This window comes from Providencia sp. PROV073, assembly GCF_033688125.1.
Classification (GTDB): domain Bacteria; phylum Pseudomonadota; class Gammaproteobacteria; order Enterobacterales; family Enterobacteriaceae; genus Providencia; species Providencia hangzhouensis.
Map to the genome: position 1 here is coordinate 2,688,424 of NZ_CP096353.1, position 23,602 is coordinate 2,712,025.

A 23,602-nucleotide genomic window follows, 5' to 3' on the forward strand; every position below is an offset into this window, starting at 1 on the left:
TTTAGTCCCTCAAGGAGGCTTGGAATCGCTGTTTTAACGCAGCAATACACAGATCAACGGTAGCAGTGATCTCTTCTTCTTCCATAGTACGCTGGGTATCTTGGAAGACAAGACTGATAGCAAGGCTCTTATAGCCATCCGCTATTCCTTCACCACAGTACACATCAAATAAGTTTATGCCAACTATATGATTTATGCCAACTTTTTTACACTCTGCTAAAACTTCAGCAGCAGCCACATCTTCTGGCACGACAACAGCGATGTCACGGCGGTTCGATGGATAGCGCGAAATCGCCTTAGCTTCAGGGATGACACGTTGTGCTATCGCATCACTACGAACCTCAAACACCACCGTACGACCATTTAAATCGAGTTTGCGTTCTAATTCTGGGTGAACTACACCAATAAAGCCAATGTGTTCATTTTCCAGATAAATCCCAGCACTTTGACCTGGATGCAATGCAGGATGTGCCTCAGATTTAAATGTAATTTGATTTAGTTTCCCAGTCAATTCAAAAACAGCTTCAAGATCACCTTTTAAGTCAAAGAAGTCAACAACTTGTTTATCTAATGACCAATGTTCTTCAAATCTGTTACCTGTAATGACCCCTGCCAACATAGGTTCTTGGCGAATTCCATATTCTGCTTGATTATCAGGAATAAAGCGCAGACCTGTCTCAAATAAACGAATTCTATTTTGTTGACGATTTTGATTATAGACAACCGTTCCTAATAAACCAGTCAGTAACGATAAACGCATCGCTGACATATCAACAGAAATAGGGTTAGGTAAAAGCAACGCGTCTTGTTGTGGATGCAGTAAAGCTTGAACTTTAGGGTCAACAAAACTATAAGTGATTGCTTCTTGGTAACCACGGTCAACTAACATTGCTTTAATACGTTTTAAAGGTAAGTTAGCTTCTTTGTGGTTAGTCATGGTCAAATCAGCACGTAATGGCACATCAGGGATGCTGTTATAACCATATACACGAGCAACTTCTTCCACTAAGTCTTCTTCGATTTGCATATCGAAGCGCCAACTTGGGGCGACAACATCCCATGTATTAGCAGAAACCGTGACTTTGCACCCTAAACGCGTCAAAATATCAGTAACTAACTCATCTTCAATAAAGTGACCAATCAAACGGTCTAATTTATTGCGTGTCAGTTTAATATTTGCGGCTTTTGGTAAATGCTGTTCACTGGTTACATCAATAATTTCACCGACTTCACCACCACAAATCTCAACAATTAGCGCAGTAGCACGTTCAATCGCTTTAAACTGTAATTGAGGGTCAACACCACGCTCAAAACGGTGAGATGCATCAGTGTGCAAACCGTAATTACGTGCACGACCTGTGATCGATAATGGGTCGAAGAATGCACACTCTAATAAAATATTTTTGGTTTCCGTATTAACACCTGAGTGTTCACCGCCAAAAATACCTGCAATCCCCAGTGCTTTTGATTCATCAGCAATCACTAATGTGTCTGATTTTAACGTTGCTTCACTGCCATCAAGGAGAACTAGTTTCTCCCCTTCTTTTGCCATGCGAGCAACAATAGCACCATCTAAACGGTCTAGATCATAAGCGTGTTGAGGCTGACCCAATTCTAATAAGACGTAGTTGGTAATATCCACAACCGCGTCAATAGAACGGACGCCACCACGACGCAACTTTTCTTTCATCCACATTGGCGTTGGCGCTGACACATCAATATTTTTGATCACACGACCTAAGAAACGTGGGCAGGCATTAGGTGCTTCTACTCGAATTGGGAAAGTATCTTTTGTGGTCACAGATACTGTATTAATAGCAGGCTCATTTAGCGCTAATTTATTAATAACAGCGACATCACGTGCAACCCCAAGAATACTTAAGCAATCTGCACGGTTAGGTGTAATACTGATTTCAATCGCATTATCATCAAGTTTTAGATATTCACGAATATCGGTACCGATAGTGGCATCTAGTGGCAATTCAATAATGCCACTGTGGTCATCAGAAATACCCAGTTCAGAATAAGAACACAGCATACCTTCAGAAGGTTCGCCACGCAGTTTTGCCGCTTTAATTTTAAAATCACCCGGTAATACTGCGCCAACCGTTGCAACAGCAACTTTCAGGCCTTGACGGCAGTTTGGTGCACCGCAGACGATATCTAATAAACGCTCACCGCCTACGTTAACTTTTGTAACGCGCAGTTTGTCTGCATTTGGGTGTTGACCACACTCAACCACTTCACCAACAACAACGCCGTGAAATTGGCCAGCAACTGCATCTACACCATCAACTTCCAAACCCGCCATCGTGATTTGGTCGGATAATGCTTCACTACTGATCGCCGGGTTTACCCATTCGCGTAACCATAGTTCACTGAATTTCATGAGATAACCCCGCCTTATTTAAACTGTTTGAGGAAACGAAGATCATTTTCGAAGAATGCACGTAGGTCAGAAACACCGTAGCGTAGCATTGTTAAGCGCTCCATCCCCATACCAAAGGCAAATCCAGAGTAGACTTCAGGGTCAATACCTACATTGCGCAATACATTTGGATGCACCATTCCGCAGCCTAATACTTCTAACCATTTACCATTTTTACCCATAACATCAACTTCCGCTGAAGGTTCGGTGAATGGGAAATATGATGGTCTGAAACGTACTTGAACTTCCTCTTCAAAGAAGTTATTCAAGAAATCATGCAATGTGCCTTTTAGATTGGTAAAGCTGATATCTTTATCAACAATCAGGCCTTCTGTTTGATGGAACATTGGTGTATGCGTTTGGTCGTAATCATTACGATATACACGACCAGGAGCAATGATACGAATCGGTGGTTGTTGGCCATTCATTGTACGGATTTGTACACCCGATGTTTGCGTACGCAGTAAGCGTTTTGCATCAAACCAAAAAGTATCATGGTCAGCACGCGCGGGATGGTGAGCAGGTATATTTAACGCATCAAAGTTATGATAGTCATCTTCGATTTCTGGACCAGTTTCAACAGAGAAACCTAATTCGCCAAAAAACTCTTCAATTCGCTGAATTGTACGGGTCACTGGGTGTAACCCACCATTTTCCATACGACGCCCAGGTAATGACACATCAATTTTTTCTGATACTAGACGTGCATTAAGAATTTCAGCTTGCATCGCGTCCTTACGGGCGTTCAGTGCATCTTGAACCTGTACTTTAGCTTCATTTATCACAGCCCCTGCTGCTGGGCGTTCCTCAGCAGGCAGATCACGCAACGTTTTCATCTGTAGTGTGAAATGGCCGCTCTTGCCTAAATATTCAACACGCACTGATTCCAACGTAGCAACATCTTGGGCCTGTTCAATGGCTGCTTTTGCCTGTGCAACCAACTCAGCGAGATGTGGCATTGTTTCCCCTTTATGACCACTTGGTCTTTTTGCTAGTTATTCACTATATATATTAAGCTTCACATTCTATTTGGTAATGAATGAATACTTAACTGATTTTACTGCACTTAATCTAAAACTAGAAATGAAAAAGCCTCCCTAAGGAGGCTTTAGCGTAACTTTTCATTTCTTCTTTCTATTTACGCGAAAAAGCCCCCGAAATTCAGGTGCTAAAGTAAAAAAAGAAACGAAAAATCACAGAATGCATGTAATAAACTCTCAATAGCTAACTGTATCTAAAGTATTAACACAAATAGCTATAAATGAAAAGAGGAAGTTTCCCTCCTCTTTCCAAGCAAACAATTAAGCTAAAGCGCCTTTCGCTTTTTCAACTAAAGCAGTGAATGCTGCTTTATCGAAAACTGCGATGTCTGCTAAGATCTTACGGTCGATTTCAATTGAAGCTTTTTTCAAGCCATTGATGAAGCGGCTGTAAGACAGACCGTTCTGACGAGCCGCAGCGTTGATACGTGCGATCCACAGTTGACGGAACTGACGTTTACGTTGACGGCGGTCACGGTAAGCGTATTGACCAGCTTTGATTACCGCTTGAAATGCTACGCGGTAAACACGTGAACGTGCACCATAGTAACCTTTCGCTTGCTTCAGAATTTTTTTGTGACGTGCACGGGCGATTACACCACGTTTTGCGCGAGCCATAAGCTATCTCCTATCGTCTTTATCTTATATTAACTAAATTGTTTACTTATGCGTAAGGCAGGCAAGCAACTACCAGACCCAGATCGCCCTTAGATACCATTCCTTTCGGACGTAAATGGCGTTTACGCTTAGTTGACTTTTTAGTCAGGATGTGACGAAGGTTTGCATGCTTACGCTTAAAGCCACCGCCTGCAGTTTTTTTAAAGCGCTTTGCTGCGCCACGTACAGTTTTAATCTTTGGCATTTCTTTTATTTCCAACTTCGCATTGTGATTAACTACGAATTAATTAGGCGAATAACATCTATATTGCTATAAACGAGTATTACTTGCAGGCCTAATTATTTCTTCTTCGGTGCCAGCACCATGATCATCTGACGCCCTTCAATTCTTGAAGGGAAAGACTCCACGGATGCCAGTTCTTCCAGATCAGCTTTGATGCGGTTAAGCATTTCCAGACCGATCTGCTGGTGAGCCATTTCACGACCGCGAAAACGCAGTGTAACTTTAGCTTTATCACCATCTTCCAGAAAGCGAGTCAGGTTGCGTAGTTTGACCTGATAATCACCTTCATCTGTACCAGGGCGGAATTTAATTTCCTTCACCTGAACAACTTTTTGTTTCTTTTTTTGCTCTTTTTGAGATTTGCTCTTCTCATAAAGGAATTTGCCGTAATCCATGATACGACAAACTGGCGGTTCAGCATTTGGGCTGATTTCTACTAGGTCTACACCTGCTTCTTCAGCTTTTTCAAGCGCTTCGCGTGCGCTCATGATGCCTAACTGTTCACCGTCTAAACCCGTTAAACGGACCTCTGGAACACGAATTTCATCATTGATACGATTTGGACGTGTTGTTGGGATTCTTTTTCCGCCTTTAATACTTCATTCCTCCAATTGGATAAAGAGATTTGCTTCTCTCAAGCAAATACACTCGTCACTCAATAGTTACTACTTGACGCGTGTACGATATTCTTTGTTTGTCTTTATGCGCTATGCGCTGACAAAGTGATTCGACCGCGGATTTTAATGCTTCTTGCCGGATTACTCAAGTAAATCTTGCAATAAATCACACTGAACTGTTTGAAAACTTGGATTTTGAGGGAAATTTGTAGCATTGAAGCAATTATTTTTACTCATTAGATAAGACAAACAAAATAGAGAAGCAGCGCCCAAATGAGCGCTGCTCGACTCTAGCAATTACTTCGCTATAACCATACTGGCTTAATTATTTTTTCTTTGGTGCCAATACCATGATCATCTGGCGTCCTTCAATCCTTGATGGGAATGATTCTACTGATGCCAGTTCATCCAGATCGGTTTTGATGCGGTTAAGCACTTCTAAGCCAATCTGTTGGTGAGCCATTTCGCGACCACGGAAACGCAGTGTCACTTTAGCTTTGTCACCATCTTCCAAAAAGCGAATTAAACTACGTAGTTTAACTTGGTAGTCGCCTTCGTCTGTTCCCGGACGGAATTTAATTTCCTTCACTTGAACAACTTTCTGTTTTTTCTTTTGTTCTTTTTGAGATTTGCTTTTCTCATAAAGATATTTACCGTAGTCCATGATACGACAAACTGGTGGCTCAGCATTTGGGCTGATTTCGACTAAGTCGACACCTGCTTCTTCTGCTTTAAAGAGGGCTTCACGCACACTCATTACACCAAGTTGCTCACCGTCTAAACCAGTGACACGGATTTCTGTTGCGCGAATTTCATCGTTAATACGATTTGGGCGCGCCGTTGGGAGTTTTTTTCCGCCTTTAATACCTTATTCCTCCATCTGATTGAGTTGACGACTGCGGATCTCTTCAAGCAGTTTTGTCATGAATTCGTTGACATCAAGGCTGCCTAAGTCTTTACCACGACGGGTACGTACAGCAACTTTACCTGATTCAACTTCTTTATCACCACATACTAACATGTAAGGGACGCGACGCAGCGTGTGTTCACGGATCTTAAAGCCGATTTTCTCGTTACGTAAGTCCGCTTTCGCACGAATGCCAACACTTTGCAGCTTGCTTACTAATTCTTGAACATAATCTGCTTGGCTATCAGTAATGTTCATTACAACCACTTGCTGTGGTGCTAACCATGTTGGGAAAAAGCCTGCATACTCTTCTGTTAAGATACCAATGAAGCGTTCTAGTGAACCTAACACTGCACGGTGGATCATAACAGGAACGATACGTTCGTTATTTTCACCTACATAGGAAGCTGTTAAACGGCCCGGTAAGAAGAAGTCTAACTGGACAGTACCACATTGCCATGCACGGTCAAGGCAGTCGTACAGTGTAAACTCGATTTTCGGACCATAAAATGCGCCTTCACCTGGTTGGTATTCAAACTCAATACCTTTTGATTTCAGTGCATTCGCTAAGTCTTCTTCCGCCCTATCCCACATCTCGTCAGTACCGATACGTTTTTCAGGACGGGTTGATAGTTTTACGACAATCTTTTCGAAACCGAAAGTTGCGTAAACATCATAAATCATTTCAATACAGCTAGTTACTTCGCTTAAGATTTGCTCTTCAGTACAGAAGATATGTGCATCATCTTGAGTAAAGCCACGCACACGCATTAAGCCGTGCAGTGCACCTGACGGCTCATTACGGTGACAGCTACCAAACTCTGCCATACGCAATGGTAAGTCACGGTATGATTTCAAACCTTGGTTGAAAATCTGTACGTGACCTGGGCAGTTCATTGGTTTCACACAATATTCACGGTTTTCAGAAGAAGTCGTAAACATCGCGTCTTTATAGTTATCCCAGTGACCTGTTTTTTCCCACAGCACGCGATCCATCATGAACGGGCCTTTAACTTCTTGATAGTTATAAGCTTTCAGTTTAGTGCGTACAAAAGTTTCCAGCTCACGGAAAATTGTCCAACCGTCATTATGCCAGAATGCCATACCCGGCGCTTCTTCTTGCATATGGTATAAATCTAATTGTTTACCAATTTTACGGTGGTCACGCTTAGCTGCTTCTTCTAAACGTAATAAATAGGCCGCTAATTGTTTTTTATCGGCCCATGCGGTGCCGTAAATACGTTGCAGCATTTTGTTATCGCTGTTACCACGCCAGTATGCGCCAGCCACTTTCTGTAATTTAAAATGGTGGCAAAAACGCATATTCGGTACGTGTGGACCACGACACATATCAACATATTCTTCGTGATGATATAAACCAGGGCGGTCATCTTGGCTAATATTTTGATCTAAAATTTCAACTTTATAGTCTTCGCCACGGGCAACGAAAGTTTCACGAGCTTCGCTCCAAGAAACGCGTTTTTTCACCACATCATAATCTGTTTTGGCAAGCTCAAGCATACGCTTTTCAAGCTTTTCCAAGTCTTCCTGCGTCAGCATATGGTCTAAATCGACATCATAGTAAAAACCATTATCGATAGTAGGGCCAATCGCCATTTTCGTGTTTGGCCATAGTTGTTTAATTGCATGACCTAACAGGTGAGCACAAGAGTGACGAATAATTTCGAGTCCGTCTTCATCTTTACTCGTAATAATGGATACGTTTGCATCATGTTCAATTATTTCACATGCATCGACACGTTCGCCATTAATTCGTCCTGCAATACAGGCTTTAGCTAAACCTGCGCCGATGTCACGAGCAACATCCATCACAGAAACGGGGTGGTCAAACTGACGCTGACTTCCATCAGGAAGAGTAATAACAGGCATTAAAAAATCCTTATCAGCAGTGGTGACCCACACGAAAGATCACTTGCTTGATTATTCCAAAGTTATAAATCAATACGTTACTAACGATTTCTCACTTCACAATGCAAGACATGTACACAAATATGGGCAATTTAAGTACCCTATTTCGTTACATCGTGAGTAACTCAACTACTAATGATAACACAGACCTATTTTATGGTGATAGCGTAATGCCGCTAATTGTTCTTCTTCATATGAAAAATCAATACCTTCCCGATTAAATGGCAAATAAGTTATCTAATGCAGGAAATAGTTTCTCTTTTTGCTCAAAAAACACGCGATACCAATGGGATCCACTAGGTGCAATTATCTCTTCGCTGATTATCTTATTTTGTTGAAGAGTAATAACCGATTGAATTGATTTCCATAAAGAGTAAATGATGTAGAAAGTGGCTATTAACGAGAGTAATAGTACATAAGTATTATCTAATTTCTCTATTTGCCAAAGTAAATAAATACAAAAGATAATTTGAATTAACGCCCGAATAATAAAGGCAATACTAAAGAATGACTTCGCATGCTGTATCGTTGCAAAACAGGGATTGGAGAGAGTTTGTCTTCTTTCTTGGACTGGAATACCATTCACATATACCATCCAATCAGATGTATCGCTATTTTTTAAGACTATTCCTTTTTCCTTCATTCCATGAATTTTAAATGAGACTACGACAGCCCAAACAACCCCGATGGTAAATAAATAAAGTATAAAACCACTTACCGAAAAAAAAGCAAAAAATACGCTGAACATTATAAAACATGCGAGTTTACTGGAATATATCCAAAATGGCGCCACCTGATAGTTCATGATTATCCTAAATATGTTTTGCGTAAATTCTAAATTTGAAGTGTACAAAACAGATTAAATGATAAAGCGTCTCATTTCCACCAATCTATAACCAACGTCTCGTTTGTTTGCTATATTTTTCCCACTCATTCTTAAATGATGCAGATAAAAAACGTTCTTCCTGTGGGATCGTGTATAAATCAGTAATCAGCCAAAATACTAACCCTGCGACCAAAAAATAAGGAGAATGTGAAAAGAAAGCTAAAGCCAAGCTCATTGATGTAAAAGCTAAATACATTGGATTACGTGAAAATCGGTAAGGCCCGTTAGTCACTAAATGCGTTGCCTTAACCGTAGGATTTGGTGATGTTTTATGTTTATAAAAGTAGTAAAGGCTTGTCGCGACCCAACTCACACTCTCCAGTGCAATTAATATACCTAAAATTCCCATCCAACCAGAAAACGTCCAGTCTAAAAGACCTTGCTTGGAAAGAAAATATACAGCGACCCCATTAGCGACTAACCAATTCAATAATGGCAATTTAAATATATTCATTGCGTTACCTGTAAGCCAAAATGATGCTATTAGCATACCATAAATGAATATATAAATTTGAGTGGAGGAACATATAGAGGAGTGATATTAACTACAAAAATAATTAGTTATTGGGAGTTAAGGAAAACACACTCTTTAAACCTTCTAATTTACTATACTCTTGCTGGCAAACTAAATTTCGTACATCACTGGGCATAGAATCAATTCTGGTTTGAATATTGGCAAGTTGTTCATCTAAACTATTCATTCCCTTTACATCAACAATGTCCTGATTCACTTTAAGATAATCAGTAAAACTTTGCAGGTTATCCTCTAGACTATTACAAATATCATTACCGGCTAAACTCTGCGGTAAAATAGCACTGAGCGATGTTGGTAAGACTTGGGATATATTCGGATAAATGCTTTGCTTCCACTGCTGAGGAAAAACGATTAGTAACATGGCGGCAGCCAAAACTAATAGCATCGACGCCCCGGCTAATGTCGCTATAAGTTTTTTCATTCTTTTTCCTATTACTCAAAATTAACTGAAAATAGGATAACCAACTCTGCGTAAAGCTACTTTTAAAACTAAAAATCCTTTGTAAAGAAATCCATAACTCTTTTTAATAAAATTTCATTTCTTCATACGGTTTTTCTTGGCAGCTCTTTAAGCGCTGTAATAAGCCGCCTACATGCAATTCTAATTTGTGGCCATCTGGATCAAGAAAGTAAAAAGAATCTCCTTCACTTTTATTTTCTTTCCAAACAATGACATTTGCTTGCATTAGCCTATCAACAACGATAAGAAAGTCTTTCGCATCAACGTTAAAGGCATAGTGTGTGTAATCCGTTTTTTCTGGGGACGAAAATTGGCGAGTTATATCTAATGATAAACATAACCATAAATCGCCACAGGAAATATAGGCGCCCTTTTTCCAACTCGCATGTAACTTCATACCAAGTAGTGATTGATAAAAACCAATACTTTTTTCTAAATCAGTTACAGCTAAAGTTAAATGGTTGATTCCGTTTAACATATTTTTTTACCCTTTACTTGTCTGTCACAGTGAATTCTTTTAATGAATTTACATAAATTATCAGTAAATAACATTGCAGCAGATATACTGTATCCCATATCAACTTAAAGACAACCTGTTACGAAATGCCCTTAACCTTTTTATCCCCCATAAAAAGGTTTTTTTTTGCCTTTAAAAATTGAATACTTTTACCACAATCACTCATCTTGCTGTTATTTAACAAATAAAATAAGTTATTCACAGATGAAAGCCATTGTTATCCACAATTAATGTGAACAACTCTTATTATCTACAAACTAATAAATGATAGTTAATATTAACTCTTACTCATCAGTATGCTAACCACCTCCTACCATAAAATATCTCACTAGATATAAATGCTAACCTACAGATCTATAAGAAATTTTGCTATCATTTGAGATAAGGTATTTTATTCACATTAATCAGGAGCTTGAATCTAACTTCCATGACAAATTTTCTTGAGCTATTTCAAGCCGTTGGTATTGGTCTGGTACTGTTACTTCCTCTCGCCAACCCTTTAACTGCAATTGCAGTCATGTTAAGCATCTCTGCTAATATGACAAAAGAGCAGCGTGACCATCAATCGTTATTGGCTTCTATTTATGTATTCGCAATCATGACAATCGCTTTTTATGCAGGCCAATTAGTCATGAACACATTTGGAATATCAATACCAGGACTGCGAATTGCAGGCGGGCTAATTGTGGCATTTATTGGATTTGGCATGCTGTTTCCTAGCAGTGATGTTGGGGAAGACCCAACCGCCAATGCCCTTGATGATCCAAATGTCCCTAAAAAACGCCAAGAATCACCTAGCATTGCCTTTGTTCCTCTTGCTATGCCAAGTACCGCAGGCCCTGGTACTATTGCTATGATCATCAGCTCCACTGCATCATTACAAGGTAATGTTAGTTTTGCCCCATGGGTTTTAAAAGTCGCCCCCGTAATTACCTTTTTTATTGCAAGTCTCATCGTTTGGATTGGTTTAAGAGGCGCAACTTCTATTATGAGGTGGCTAGGAAATAGCGGTATTGATGCAATCGCACGGGTGATGGGATTTTTATTAATCTGTATGGGAGTGCAATTTGTAATCAACGGAATTGTTGAAATTGTCGCGCAACTCCCACACTTAATGCGTGAATATCAATAAGACATAGCTAATGCATTGTAAGCATTTTTAACTTTCCACAAATAGCGTGGGGCTTGCGGTGCAGGATGTTTTGTTTGTACATGTTGATAAAATTCTTCCGGCGATAAGCTGTTAATCATTGCAATCGCCCTACCCTTATCATTATCAAATGTTCTTAATAACGCTCCAGCCCCGTTCACATAAGCGACAACAGTTGCATAATATAACGTCTGAGGGTGGCTTATTCCAGCAAGGTGCTGTTCCCTTAAAATACGAATATAGGCTGTGCCAATATCAATATTTTTTTGTGGATCTTTTAGGTCACGAGTACTCGGCTCCCCTGGCTTCCCTTGGTAACGGTATGCGTCACGCCCCGCTGTCGAAGCTTTAATCTGCATCAAACCTATTGCGTTGGATTTACTGACAACTTCAGGCCTAAAATTGGATTCGACCTCAATAATAGCCCTAATTAAAGCTTCATCAACACTATAACGAACCGCAGAATCACGAATAAATTCATCAAAAGGCGTTCTTGGAAATGTCGTATTTTGTGTGGCTATTGGCCCTGTAGGCTCTAACATTCGCTGTTTTGTTACAGGCCTATCTGGCTCGCTTGAACAACCTGCTAGTAGCAGTAGCATAAAAGTACCGCCAATTATTTTTCTCACTGTCGAATCCTCTACGATGGAAGCCGATGGCAGAATAACTAATCCTAAGAAAAATAAAATAATTTTTACTTAACTTTTACTTCAGGACGTGTTTTAGTCATACAAATAGCCATGGGACTTAGAAGCCTATAATGACGAATAATGCTATTCCACACTGTTTGTATTTATTTTTCACAATTGATATTGATAATCATTATCAATTAGGATATAAAATATAATTGTTATAAACCTTAACAACTGTATGTTAAAAAACGCTAAACCAATAATGTCAGGGTCAACTTTTATGAAGAAGAACGTATCTCGATTATCTGCACCTTTACTAACCAGTATGTTTGCTTTGGTAGCAGTCATCTTTTTTAGCCAACCTGCTTTTGCTAAAAAGTTTAAAGTCGTAACCACTTTTACCATTATTCAAGATATCGCTCAAAATGTAGCTGGAGATGCAGCAATTGTCGAGTCTATAACGAAGCCTGGTGCGGAAATTCACGGTTATCAACCGACTCCTAAAGATATTATGAAAGCCTATGATGCAGATTTAATCTTATGGAATGGGATGAATTTGGAAGTTTGGTTCCAACGTTTCTTTGAAAATTTCAAAAATGTTCCTGCAGTCGTAGTCACTGAGGGTATTGAGCCAATGCCAATCCGTGAAGGTGAATATAAAGACAATCCAAACCCACATGCATGGATGTCTCCTGCCAATGCTAAAATTTATATTGAAAATATTCGTCAAGCTCTGGTCAAATATGATCCTGAAAATGCAGAAACATATAATGCCAATGCTAAAAAATATGCGCAACAAATTGCTGAACTTGACGCCCCTTTACGTGAACGTTTAAATCGCATTCCAGAAAATGAACGTTGGTTAGTCTCAAGTGAAGGCGCATTTAGCTATTTAACGAAAGATTACGGCTTTAAAGAAGTGTATTTGTGGCCAATCAATGCGGAAGAGCAAGGCTCTCCTCAACAAGTGAAAAAAGTGATTGATACTGTCCGTAAATACAACATCCCTGTGGTATTCAGTGAAAGTACCATTTCTGATAAACCTGCTCGCCAAGTCAGTAAAGAAACCGGGGCAAAATACGGTGGCGTGTTATATGTTGACTCATTATCAACTGCCGATGGCCCAGTACCAACATATATAGACCTTTTAAATACAACTGTAGACACGATAGCGAAAGGATTTTCACAGTAATATGAATCACTCAAGTCAATTCGAACACCCGAATCTTATCGTCGATGATGCGACTGTGACATATAATAACGGTCACACCGCTATCTATGACGCAAGCTTTACTATCTCAGGTGGCTCTATTTGTGCCTTAGTTGGCGTAAATGGTAGTGGCAAGTCAACGTTATTTAAAACCATTATGGGGCTTGTCACCCCATCTTCTGGCAGTGTGACATTAAATGATCAGCCGATAAAAACCGCGCTTAAAGAAAATGTGATTGCATACGTCCCACAAACAGAAGAAGTTGACTGGAATTTCCCCGTTCTCGTTTCTGATGTTGTGATGATGGGCCGTTACGGCAAAATGGGGTTTTTCCGCATCCCTAAACAAGCCGATAAAGATGCTGCCAAAATGGCATTAGAACGGGTTGACCTTGCAGGGCTTGAACATCGCCAAATAGGCGAGCTTTCAGGTGGTCAGAAAAAACGGGTTTTTTTAGCGCGAGCGCTCGCACAAGAAGGTAAAGTTTTACTCCTTGATGAACCCTTTACTGGGGTTGATGTTAAAACTGAAAATGCCATTATTGACTTACTGCGTAGTTTGCGTGACGAAGGCCATCTAATCCTCGTTTCAACTCATAACTTGGGTAGTGTGCCTGAGTTTTGCGACCACGTTATCTTAATCAATCGCACTGTTTTAGCGAGTGGACCTACAGAAACAACATTTACGCAACGAAACCTGCAGCAAGCTTTCGGCGGCGTATTGCGTCATATTAACCTGTCAGGTCAAGAGCTTCATGACGATGATGACCCTCGCTCTGTCACCGTCATTACCGATGATGAAAGAGCGGCTGTATTCTATGGTCATGACCATAATGCGCCCGTTCGAAAAAACCAAGCTAAGGGTTCCGAATGATTGAGATGTTATTACAGCCCTTTGAATATGATTTTATGATAAAAGCTATTTGGGTCAGCGCCATTGTTGGTGCTGTCTGTGCGTTTTTATCGGCGTATTTGATGTTGAAAGGCTGGTCATTAATGGGAGATGCGCTCTCCCACTCTGTTGTTCCTGGGGTGGCTGGTGCTTATGCTTTAGGTTTGCCCTATGCGGCTGGAGCCTTTTTTACTGGGATCCTCGCGGCACTGGCCATGACATTAATAAAGCATCTAACTCGTTTACGTGAAGATGCTGTCATTGGCTTTATTTTCTCTACTTTTTTCGCAGCAGGTTTGTTGATTGTTTCATTGAACCCAACATCTGTGAATGTACAAAGTATTATTTTTGGTAATATTTTAGGTATTGCGGATTCTGACGTATTACAAGTAGAAATTATTATTGGCATTTCATTCATTGTACTGCTGTGCTTATGGAAAGATTTATTAGCCGTTTTTTTCGATGAAAGCCACGCTCGTTCAATTGGCTTGAACCCATTACGCCTAAAAATTATTTTCTTTACATTATTAAGTGCTTGTACTGTTGCAGCCCTACAAACAGTTGGTGCAATCCTTGTTATCGCAATGGTCGTCACCCCAGGGGCAACCGCCTATTTATTGACCGACCAGTTTAAACGTTTACTCATTATTTCAGTCACAATTGGTACCGTAACCAGTGCTGTTGGTGCTTATATCAGTTATTTCCTCAACGGTGCTACAGGTGGGTTAATTGTTACACTACAAACTATTATTTTCCTGTTGGCATTTTTCTTTGCACCTAAGCACGGTATTTTTGCCTCAAAACGTAATGCAAAAAAGGAAGTAGCTCGGCTGCATCAGTCACACCGACAAGGAGCATCTCATGAGTGATTTCATTGACTTACTGATGGCTCCGTTTGCTTTTCCTTTTATGCAAAAAGCATTGATTACCGCCATTGTTAGTGGGACCGTATGCGCTATCCTTTCTTGCTTTTTAGTATTGAAAGGTTGGTCATTGATGGGTGATGCAATTTCCCATGCCGTTCTGCCGGGGATCATTATTGCTTCTTTACTCGGTATCCCATTGGCGATAGGGGCCTTCGCATCTGGCTTATTCTGCGCTGTCGCGACAGGGTATTTAAAAGAAAATAGTCGGATAAAAGAAGACACCGTCATGGGGATTGTGTTTTCTGGGATGTTTGCTATCGGCTTGGTTATGTTTGCTAAAATAGATACCGAACAACACCTTACACATATTTTATTTGGTGATATTTTAGGGATCACGGATAGCGAGTTTAAGCAAATATTGCTATTTGCAGGGGTCACTATTGCAATTATCTTACTGAAACGTAAAGATTTTATGCTCTATTGTTTTGACCCAAACCAAGCCCGTGTGATTGGCCTCCCCGTCAAGCTGATACATTATGGTTTACTGTCTTTACTTGCATTAACCATTGTCGCTTCACTGCAAGCGGTTGGGATCATTTTAGTTATTGCCATGCTGATCTCACCAGGAATTATTGCATTTGTCCTATGTCGGAGCTTCGGCAAAATGCTCGTCGTCGCTATCATCGCTTCTGTAACATCAAGTGTTATTGGAACCATCTTGAGTTTTCACATTAATGCGACGACTGGGCCAACCATTGTTGTTACGCAGGCAGTTTATTTTGTGATAGCCCTGCTCTATAGCAAGCTAGTACTAGCACGCAAAAGAAGTCAAACTAACCCACAAAGTATACATACCGCATAATAAATGGCAGATATAACAAAAAAGCTGAATTCACGCATAATGAATTCAGCTTTTTTATTTTAAATAATGCCCTAATATGTGACTAAATCTTCTTTAGTGATACCTATTTACTGCGTGTTTTGAGGTGGTTTACAGCAATATTATGACGTTGATCTTCAGATTGAGTTTCATACACCTTCATTTCCCCTCTTCCCGCTGGTAACGCCTGCTCAACAACAAGTTCCGCATCTGTCTGAGCAATAATATCTTGTAATTGTTGATGTTGATTACACCAAATTGCATCAACATCCTGGTCTCGTGAATTATCCCGCCTTGCAGAAAAAGCCACTGTACGCGCTTGAAAACGCGCTTGTTTTCCACCTAATTCTAGTCCATACCCCGGCGTTGCAGGGTGTGTGACGACCACTTTGCCATCATCCAGCCATGCTTTAACATCAGTATCTTGAACTTGATAACCGAGTTTTCCTAACCCTTCTAATACCGTTTTCCTTTGTGCAGTGGCAACAACCTGTTGTTCTGCAGTACTTACGGCATTATTCAGCTTATCTATCCATGCAGTTAACACTTCTATCGAGCTTGATTGTATACTCGCTAGCGCATTCGAAATCATGGCTTCATTTTCATTACTCGCAAAAATAGCCAATTCATCACAAAGTTGTTCAATTTTATCGATAAGTTCAATTCGTTGCTGACTTAACTTCAATTGCCCAGCTAATGTCATGATCAATGAATCGGCACGTAAATGGCGCTGTGTGCCTTCTTTAAACTCTTCAAGCTCAAGCAGTTGTTGTTCCGCACGCTGAGCTTCATCAAGCGAAGTCATCAGTTTTAGCTTTTCAATCATCAATAGAATCTGCTCACATTGCTTGGCAAACGGCGTTTGAGGTAAGCCTGATTGCCAAAATTGCTTCACGCCTTCAGATTGTGCTTTTAGCTGGCTCAATAATGCCGCTGCCGATGGTGTTAGTGAAGTTGATTGTGAACTCAATAAAGCTAATACTTTAAAAATTAATTTATTAGATTGGTTTTCATCCAGTTCACTAGCCGAAATTAATTGCGTAAGAAGTTCGGTCTCATTTGGCAGTTTTTCATGTACCAGTGCGATTAATTCAGCCAAATTATGTTCTCTGTACTTTTTTGTTCGGGCTAATAACGCTTGTTTTTCAAGTTGTTGCTCACGAACTTCCTGTACTTCGTTATTCAGTGTCCCAGTAAACTCAACCAATTGGTTATTTAATAAACTTAAATTGCGTGCTGACAATGTGGCAACCAGTGCCTCATTTTCCATTAACTGCTGGTATGCTTGTTTGATTTGTGCAATACGCGGCTGATGATATTGGCTGCGGTTTGCCAATTCATTCCACTGTTTAAATCGACGTTTAACTACCGCAAGCTGACGCCGACACTGAATTTCATTCATTTCCCTAACAGTTATACGATGAACCGATGAACTCATAACGCACCTTCTTGCGGATTTTGACTCTCTATTTGAGAGAGGGATGAGGTTAATAAAGCCTGAGAAATGGCATCATGCAGTTGTTGCTGCGCCAAATCACGATTTTGATACCATTCGATAATAGAAACCCGGTAGCGTGCTGGTATCACTCGTGCCAGAACAGCACTGCGCCATAGCTCCCTAGAACGCGCTGTTTTTAATAGTGGGTGTGATGGTATGTCGCATTCAATACCGATGAGCAAACGGCCACTGGTTCGGTCCTCAACAATGCCATCAAAATGGAATACCCCATTTTGGCTTGCGGTGGTCACCTGCCAGCCACTTTGTCGAATAAAACTCATTACCGAATCGACAAACGCATTTTGCGGGAGCGTTTCGTTATCAACCGCTGACTGTGTATGACACATGCGACTAAGTAATTTTTTATTTTCTTTTTGCATTAATGGGTTACACGCATTTAACGCATAAGCCAGATAACCTTGTAAATAATCTCTTGGAATTTCCGGTTTGCGGTAAGTGGTTAGTAAATCAGAAATTTCATCTATTGGCATTGATGACATTATTACGACTTGCTGACGAGCACGAGTGATGGCGACATTTAAACGCCGTTCACCACCAGTTTGCCCTAATACCCCGAAGTTACGCCTGAATGTCCCCTGCGCATTGCGACCAAATGTGGTAGAAAATAAAATCACATCGCGTTCATCACCTTGCACATTTTCCACATTTTTCACAAAAAATGACATATCTTCGTCATCGTGAGTGCGTTGGTTTTCCTGCGTATACGCCTGAAGAAAATCTTCATCCTGTGCTGCACGTAATTGAATTATTTGATTAATTAATGTTGCTTGTTTTTGGTTAAACGTGACTACCCCCACAGAGGGTCGTTGTTCGAAAGGCCGTTGCCACAGTGAAGCTAAATGATCCACGATAGCGACTGCTTCAGCTTCATTGCTTTGGTTAACATATGTACCATTGACTTGAATAAGCTGTAATGGCTTAATTTTACTGACCATTTTAGAAGAAAACTGCGCTGGAATATTAAGCCTATTTTCATAGAAAGCAAAATTGGAGAAATTAATCAGCTCTCGATAAGCAGAACGATAATGAATATCCAATGTATGAATAGGCAATACTGTACGTGCTAAATGTAATAAATCAGGGCAATCACTAATTTGCCGGTAATCCCATTGATCTCCTGCCAATTCTTGTTGGTCATCGTCTTCTTCATCAATATCGTCTTCAATTTGCTTGCCTGTGAAAAATTTTGAAGGTGGCATTTGCTTTTCATCGCCACTAACAATAGCCTGTTTGGCTCTAAATAAAGTCGATAAGGCAAATTCAATCGGCATCTGTGAAGCTTCATCATAAATCACACTGTCAAACATGGCACCTTCAAGTGGAAGTACCTGGCTCGCTACATCGGGTGTCATCAACCAAACCGGTCGTAATTGCATTAACCCAATATCTCGACCTTCTTGTATAAATTCCCTTAAACGTCGCGCTCTTGGTCCTGCTAAACGAGTAATTTCTTCCCATTCTCGGCGGTTCCCTAACGTTTTGATATCTATATTGGCCGTCAATGCCAATTTATTGAATTGTTGTAATTGTTTTTGAGCATTTTCTAGTTCAGCTAGGTCTGACATCAGCTGGCCGTGATTAGTACTTAATGCAGGCAATGTTGCCAGCAATTGAGCTTTAGTAAACAGACAGAAATAATAGTTAATTGTTTGAATTAATTGATCTCTCCATTGCGTTGTGCCCCCTTCAGTTGCGATAAGTTGTCCAATAGCCGGTTTTAATAGCGTTAAGATCCCCCAATGCTGTTCGGTAAAATATTGTGTTTCTTCCCTAAACGATTGGTAACGCCGTAAATTTTCTTTCTGTTGCGCTATCAGCACCAGTTCAGTCGTATATGACTCACCGTTTACGATGGCCATCTTAAACCGTTCAACGGTTTCTGATGAAAATACGCTATCTAGCCGACTTAATTGGCTTAAGCTTTCCGTTTTTGCGCGTAACTTAGCTATTGCCGCCCTGACTTCATGACATTGATGGATAAACCCGGCTTTTTGTTGCTGAGTAATCGCGTCTATAAAATGCAAAGGCTCAGGGTACTGAGTGAGAAGCTCAGCCATATCTGCCACTCGTTTTAATTGCATGACCAACGGTTGCAATGTGCTACGCCACTGGTGGTTTGGCTGAAGCTCAAGACCAAGCTGTTGATATAATGGTTGTAATTCCCTTTCAAGTAAACGCCATTGTTGTTCAACGGCGATGGTATTAAGCACTGACGTCTGTTTTTCAGTCGTAGGCGCTAAGCCACTAGCCGCCATAAATGACTGCAATTGGTTTTGCCGACGGTAGTAATACGGGTTCAAGAAACGTAACCATGACCCTTGCATTGTTTCCATCAATGCTCGCGATAATTGGGAAAGATGGTCATTATCAATCCCCCTAAACACAGGGAATAATAACGGGTCGATATTTTCGTCATTAATCGATAATAAACGCTGATACAACAGCTCAAGTTGGTTAATAACTAAATTTCCCGTTTCACTGCTAAATAGCGTTAACCAACGGGAGAAATCCTGCCATTGTTCAGCCGTTAATTGGCTAAATTGTGCTTCATGCTGTGATAACCATTGCTCATGAGTCGATAATTGAGTCAACGTAATTTGCTGATATGGCGTTTTATAAGCTTCATCACGTTGCTTTTCAGTATCGATCAATCCCATAATAGATTGATTAAACAATAAATATTGAGGGTCATTCACCGTAAACTGCGATAAGGCTTTTAGTGCATTATTTTCATAATCCAATTGCCACCAAGTATACGCATGTGACTTCAAATCATCCGTTAGTTGCTCAATCGTATGGCTATCAAATTGCGCTAATAAAGGCTTAATGTGCTGTTCATCAATATCAAAATGAGGAAGCTTTTCAAGTTCAATCAATTGGCTTAATACTTGTTTATAAGAAACTTGAAACTTTTCGTCGATATTATTGAGTGAGTGAAAATACCTATCTATTTTTTGTTCAAATAGCTGAACGCGATTTACAAGATGAATTCTCTCTCCCTGCCAATCAAGCTCAACGAGCTGGCTTTTTTCTTGTCCCCAAAGTTGCTCAATTTGTTCTCTCACCGCCAAAATAATCTCACGGCCTTTTTGGCTTTGGCTGATATATAGTGCTCTATCCCCTAATCCATTAGCAATCAAACGCTTATAGACTACTTCTAGTGCAGCAGGTTTTTGACACACCACTAAAACGGTTTGCTGACGCCCTATCGCATCTGCAATCAAACTCACGATGGTTTGGCTTTTCCCTGTCCCTGGCGGCCCCTCAATCAGCAGCCCCGTGTTAGCTTGTACAGCTTGAACAACTTGTTCTTGTGATGGGTCTGCCAATGACAATGCATACTGATTAAGTAAATTATCTGGCTGTGTTTCACTCGTGCTATTGAGCGGTGAGACTTTTAGCATTGTCGCTAAGGCTGTTTGGGAAATAGGTAGCCCAGCAATTTGCTGTAAATCGCTACTCATCGCCTGTCCAATAAACGAGGTATGGAAGAGTACCGCTGAACAACAGATTTGTGCACTATTCTCTGCAATTGAAGTAGTGATCGACGGAAGTGGCGCGAGTTCTGTACTTTGTATCGGTAATAAAGACGTAAGTGTCTCCATCATATCTTCAATGGTTAAACCTGCTTTAGATAATAAATTATCTAATATTGTTTGCCACTCACTCACCGGAGGTATCCCCGCAAAGCTTGCCAGTGCTGGATTTAAGCGTATTGCCGCCCTCTCATGATCAAAACTAAGCTGTATAGGGCTGTTTTGAGCTAAAGAAGTCCGTAATGAAACGGGCCATAAAAATAAAGGTGCAATTCGTGGTTTAATTTGATTCGGCTGTGTGTGCAATAATAAGAATGGGAAACCAAGGTACATGCCATCAATACCTGTATCCCGTTGATATAACTGCGTATCTGATTGTAGGATCCGTAATCGGCCATTGACGCCTTTATGCTGTAATAGCAAATCACTATCAATGGTAACCGTGCTTTTTTTGCGGTTCAATAAATGTTCAAGTAATGCACTTGCAGGGCGAACGGGGCTATCGCATTCCATTAAATCGACTCGCCCAGTATTTTGCGTTAAACGCATACGTACCAGGTTTCCACGTTGTGTCACTGACGTGAGCTTTTGTGTAAAAAACCTTAGAACTTCAAGAACATATTTTTGTGATTCGGGTACTTGCCAGTGTTCGAATGGAATAGCCAGCAATACGAGGATTTTGACTAACGGCAAGCGACGCATTAATAAAAAGTCATCAACCCAACCATCTAATTCAGGGATCCCTATACGTTTGAAATCACTGACTCGGTGGTTAATGAGCTGGTATAGTTCCCCTCTTGGTAACAAAAGTTGGTTTTTGGCTATTTCGCTATCAAAATTGTGGATATCATTGTGTTTTGCTAATTCAAAAGATTGCTCGACTAATGCAGTCAGTGAAACAAATTGCCCAATATCGGCACTTAGCAATAAAATATAATCAATTTCTTGCAGATTTTGTCTATCTAATAAGGCTTGTAGGCTTTCATTATGTGAGTCAGGAAATTGGCTATGCAGTAATTCCCAACGCGCAGCGAGCTGGCTTATTGACGTGATTAACAAATACAGTTTCAAGCTTTCTTCATTGAGTAATATATTCAACTGTTCAGCACGTTGGCGTACTAAACATTGGCGGTGGTAGAGCTGCACTAACCAATGTTGTGGGTCGATATTCTGAATATGTTGAGTTAATGGCTCACTAATTAGTGCGTAAGCAAGAATAGGCTGTTCTAATAACCAAGCTGGTGTGATGATTTCACCACGGTAAATAAATGGCATATTCGGGTTTAGGATTTTTAAAGCTAAAGTGAGTTTAATATCTTGATTAATTTCACTTTGTAAGGCTCCATCTAGCGTTTTTGGGCTATCTAAAAAAGCCTGAAGTTGTTTGAGTTGTTCCTGACTATTATCAAACTTTGCTAACCACGACGTTAATTCCCCGCGTAGCAAAAATTGGACTGCACCATCCCAATGAGCTTGTTCACCAGCAACCATGGCAAAAGTATCTGGCTGAGAAAATTGCTGACCGGCAAACTGGACTTGATGGTATTGAGTTGGCGAGCCTGCTATCGCACTTTTCGGTGCTTGGACCGCTTTCCCCTCTAGCCATGCTGACACCTGCGGCCATTGCCAACGTAAAAAACGATCCCGGCACAATAACCCGCGCAATAATAGTTGTAAGTTGGGGTCTAAATCATCAGGAAAATCAACGCCATTAGTCATGACTTGGATTAAGAACGCATTATCATGAACTTGAGCAAAACACTGCCCTTGGGTCAGTTGTTCTAATAAAATAACCCCAAGACTCCACCAGTCTGATGCGGCGCTCACACCGCCTGCTAAGGTTTCTGGTGCGCTATAACGGGAAATATCTAAGGGTGTTACAATATCAAGGTCAAATTCAGACAAACTCGCAGAGCCATATTCAATTACCACAATATCTAAAGGCTCACGGCTGCGGATCAACAAATTAGCGGGACATAGATTACGATGACGTAAGCCATGCTCAGTAAATGCCGCTATCGCTTGCCCCATTTCTTCAACCAATTTGGGAATTTCATGTAACTGCCAAAATTCCCCTTGCTGAATAAATTGGCTCAATGAGCCACCTTCCAATAATTCAGTCACATGCCAAGCGCGGTTTTCCCAGCGTCCCGTTTCATAAAACTCAGGCACATGGTCTGTTGGGATCAATTGAAGTACTTGATAAATCGTAGGATCAGGTTCTTCACCTTTTTGATATAAGGTAAGCACACCATTTTTGTCATTTTCAATATGTGTGACTAAATAACGTTCCCGTGGGCTATCGTTTTGGTTAATACGTCGTTCAAGTCGCCAATTACCAATCAGTCGTTGAGATTGCTCCTCAATATTGCTTAGTTCAAGAGCTGCATCCGCCCCACACTCAAGGCAGATAAAATCCCCCTCATCCATGGAATGCCCATTCACACAAACTCTTTGTTCAATAATTTGGTTATTTTGATTATTCTCATCAATACTGAGTTTTGGGCTCTCAATCGAGGTATTGTGCTCATCAATGGGGCGCCAACCCGTTTCATGAATAGCTTCAAGGGTTAAATCCCAACCACAAAACTGATTATCTCCTTGTGGTGTTTTAATTTGCCCAGCACAAAAAATTTCAGTTAACGGTCGCTCTGTTTGGCAATGTGGGCAAAAACGTATCATGGTCATCCATTCATC

At 40.6% G+C, this 23,602-nt stretch carries 20 protein-coding genes and 1 other annotated feature; of the genes, 5 read left to right on the plus strand and 15 right to left on the minus strand.

The genetic code is table 11. From position 1 onward, the window contains the following. Position 1: 1 nt before the first annotated feature. The 12 genes from pheT to fos form a co-directional block, all read right to left on the minus strand. Positions 2–2,389, minus strand: a complete 2,388-nt coding sequence (gene pheT / locus M1F17_RS12190; RefSeq protein ID WP_112307438.1) for a phenylalanine--tRNA ligase subunit beta — start codon at positions 2,387–2,389, stop codon at positions 2–4. A gap of 14 nt (positions 2,390–2,403) precedes the next feature. Continuing rightward, positions 2,404–3,387 (minus strand): phenylalanine--tRNA ligase subunit alpha, encoded by a 984-nt coding sequence (pheS, locus tag M1F17_RS12195; RefSeq protein WP_004263717.1) that lies wholly within the window; start codon positions 3,385–3,387, stop codon positions 2,404–2,406. A gap of 123 nt (positions 3,388–3,510) precedes the next feature. After that, positions 3,511–3,640 (minus strand) — a sequence feature (Phe leader region). Further along, positions 3,590–3,634 (minus strand): pheST operon leader peptide PheM, encoded by a 45-nt coding sequence (gene pheM, locus M1F17_RS22575; protein WP_136134757.1) that lies wholly within the window; start codon positions 3,632–3,634, stop codon positions 3,590–3,592. (Overlaps the previous feature by 45 nt.) Before the next feature lie 89 nt (positions 3,641–3,729). Continuing rightward, entirely contained in the window at positions 3,730–4,086 is a 357-nt protein-coding gene (rplT, locus tag M1F17_RS12200; protein WP_004263714.1) for a 50S ribosomal protein L20, read from the minus strand. A 46-nt stretch (positions 4,087–4,132) separates the two neighbouring features. Continuing rightward, on the minus strand, positions 4,133–4,330 hold the full coding sequence (gene rpmI, locus M1F17_RS12205; RefSeq protein ID WP_004263702.1) for a 50S ribosomal protein L35: 198 nt from the start codon (positions 4,328–4,330) through the stop codon (positions 4,133–4,135). 95 nt (positions 4,331–4,425) lie between these two features. Then, positions 4,426–4,965, minus strand: coding sequence for a translation initiation factor IF-3 (gene infC, locus M1F17_RS12210; protein ID WP_071524539.1), 540 nt, complete (start codon positions 4,963–4,965; stop codon positions 4,426–4,428). Positions 4,966–5,311: 346 nt separating this feature from the next. Further along, on the minus strand, positions 5,312–5,851 hold the full coding sequence (gene infC / locus M1F17_RS12215; RefSeq protein ID WP_071524538.1) for a translation initiation factor IF-3: 540 nt from the start codon (positions 5,849–5,851) through the stop codon (positions 5,312–5,314). Positions 5,852–5,854: 3 nt separating this feature from the next. Next, positions 5,855–7,783, minus strand: coding sequence for a threonine--tRNA ligase (gene thrS / locus M1F17_RS12220; RefSeq protein WP_004910357.1), 1,929 nt, complete (start codon positions 7,781–7,783; stop codon positions 5,855–5,857). 256 nt (positions 7,784–8,039) lie between these two features. Beyond that, complete coding sequence (locus tag M1F17_RS12225; RefSeq protein WP_096863951.1) at positions 8,040–8,627, minus strand: hypothetical protein; 588 nt, start codon at positions 8,625–8,627, stop codon at positions 8,040–8,042. Between the two features lie 85 nt (positions 8,628–8,712). Further along, complete coding sequence (locus tag M1F17_RS12230; RefSeq protein WP_096863950.1) at positions 8,713–9,162, minus strand: methyltransferase family protein; 450 nt, start codon at positions 9,160–9,162, stop codon at positions 8,713–8,715. Between the two features lie 103 nt (positions 9,163–9,265). Then, positions 9,266–9,664, minus strand: coding sequence for a hypothetical protein (locus M1F17_RS12235; RefSeq protein ID WP_112307442.1), 399 nt, complete (start codon positions 9,662–9,664; stop codon positions 9,266–9,268). 103 nt (positions 9,665–9,767) lie between these two features. Continuing rightward, positions 9,768–10,181: a fosfomycin resistance glutathione transferase gene (gene fos, locus M1F17_RS12240; protein ID WP_004263671.1), complete on the minus strand. Its 414-nt coding sequence runs from the start codon at positions 10,179–10,181 to the stop codon at positions 9,768–9,770. 466 nt (positions 10,182–10,647) lie between these two features. On the opposite strand from fos, the gene M1F17_RS12245 reads away from it, so the two are divergent. Then, positions 10,648–11,352: a MarC family NAAT transporter gene (locus tag M1F17_RS12245; RefSeq protein ID WP_004263665.1), complete on the plus strand. Its 705-nt coding sequence runs from the start codon at positions 10,648–10,650 to the stop codon at positions 11,350–11,352. Here the strand turns inward: M1F17_RS12245 and M1F17_RS12250 are convergent. Further along, positions 11,346–11,972, minus strand: coding sequence for a transglycosylase SLT domain-containing protein (locus tag M1F17_RS12250; protein ID WP_153673696.1), 627 nt, complete (start codon positions 11,970–11,972; stop codon positions 11,346–11,348). The two genes, M1F17_RS12245 and M1F17_RS12250, sit on opposite strands and share 7 nt — an antisense overlap. A gap of 310 nt (positions 11,973–12,282) precedes the next feature. Between M1F17_RS12250 and M1F17_RS12255 the strand changes: the two genes are divergently transcribed. The 4 genes from M1F17_RS12255 to M1F17_RS12270 are packed head-to-tail and all read left to right on the plus strand — an operon-like array spanning position 12,283 to position 15,832. Then, positions 12,283–13,194, plus strand: coding sequence for a metal ABC transporter substrate-binding protein (locus M1F17_RS12255; protein ID WP_036958656.1), 912 nt, complete (start codon positions 12,283–12,285; stop codon positions 13,192–13,194). 1 nt (position 13,195) lies between these two features. After that, a complete protein-coding gene (locus M1F17_RS12260; protein ID WP_180311995.1) occupies positions 13,196–14,086 on the plus strand; it encodes a manganese/iron ABC transporter ATP-binding protein in 891 nt (296 codons plus the stop codon). Further along, the gene (locus tag M1F17_RS12265) at positions 14,083–14,973 is read left to right on the plus strand and encodes a metal ABC transporter permease (protein ID WP_004263652.1); all 891 of its coding nucleotides are present in this window, start codon (positions 14,083–14,085) and stop codon (positions 14,971–14,973) included. Before M1F17_RS12260 ends, M1F17_RS12265 begins: the two co-directional genes overlap by 4 nt. Beyond that, a complete protein-coding gene (locus M1F17_RS12270; protein WP_094961742.1) occupies positions 14,966–15,832 on the plus strand; it encodes a metal ABC transporter permease in 867 nt (288 codons plus the stop codon). Before M1F17_RS12265 ends, M1F17_RS12270 begins: the two co-directional genes overlap by 8 nt. Before the next feature lie 103 nt (positions 15,833–15,935). On the opposite strand, the gene M1F17_RS12275 is transcribed toward M1F17_RS12270, so the two are convergent. Together M1F17_RS12275 and M1F17_RS12280 are read right to left on the minus strand one after the other, a co-directional pair. After that, on the minus strand, positions 15,936–17,288 hold the full coding sequence (locus tag M1F17_RS12275; RefSeq protein ID WP_094961741.1) for a hypothetical protein: 1,353 nt from the start codon (positions 17,286–17,288) through the stop codon (positions 15,936–15,938). Then, the gene (locus tag M1F17_RS12280) at positions 17,285–23,593 is read right to left on the minus strand and encodes an AAA domain-containing protein (protein ID WP_318836997.1); all 6,309 of its coding nucleotides are present in this window, start codon (positions 23,591–23,593) and stop codon (positions 17,285–17,287) included. The genes M1F17_RS12275 and M1F17_RS12280 overlap by 4 nt, the downstream gene beginning before the upstream one ends. Between the last annotated feature and the right edge of the window lie 9 nt (positions 23,594–23,602).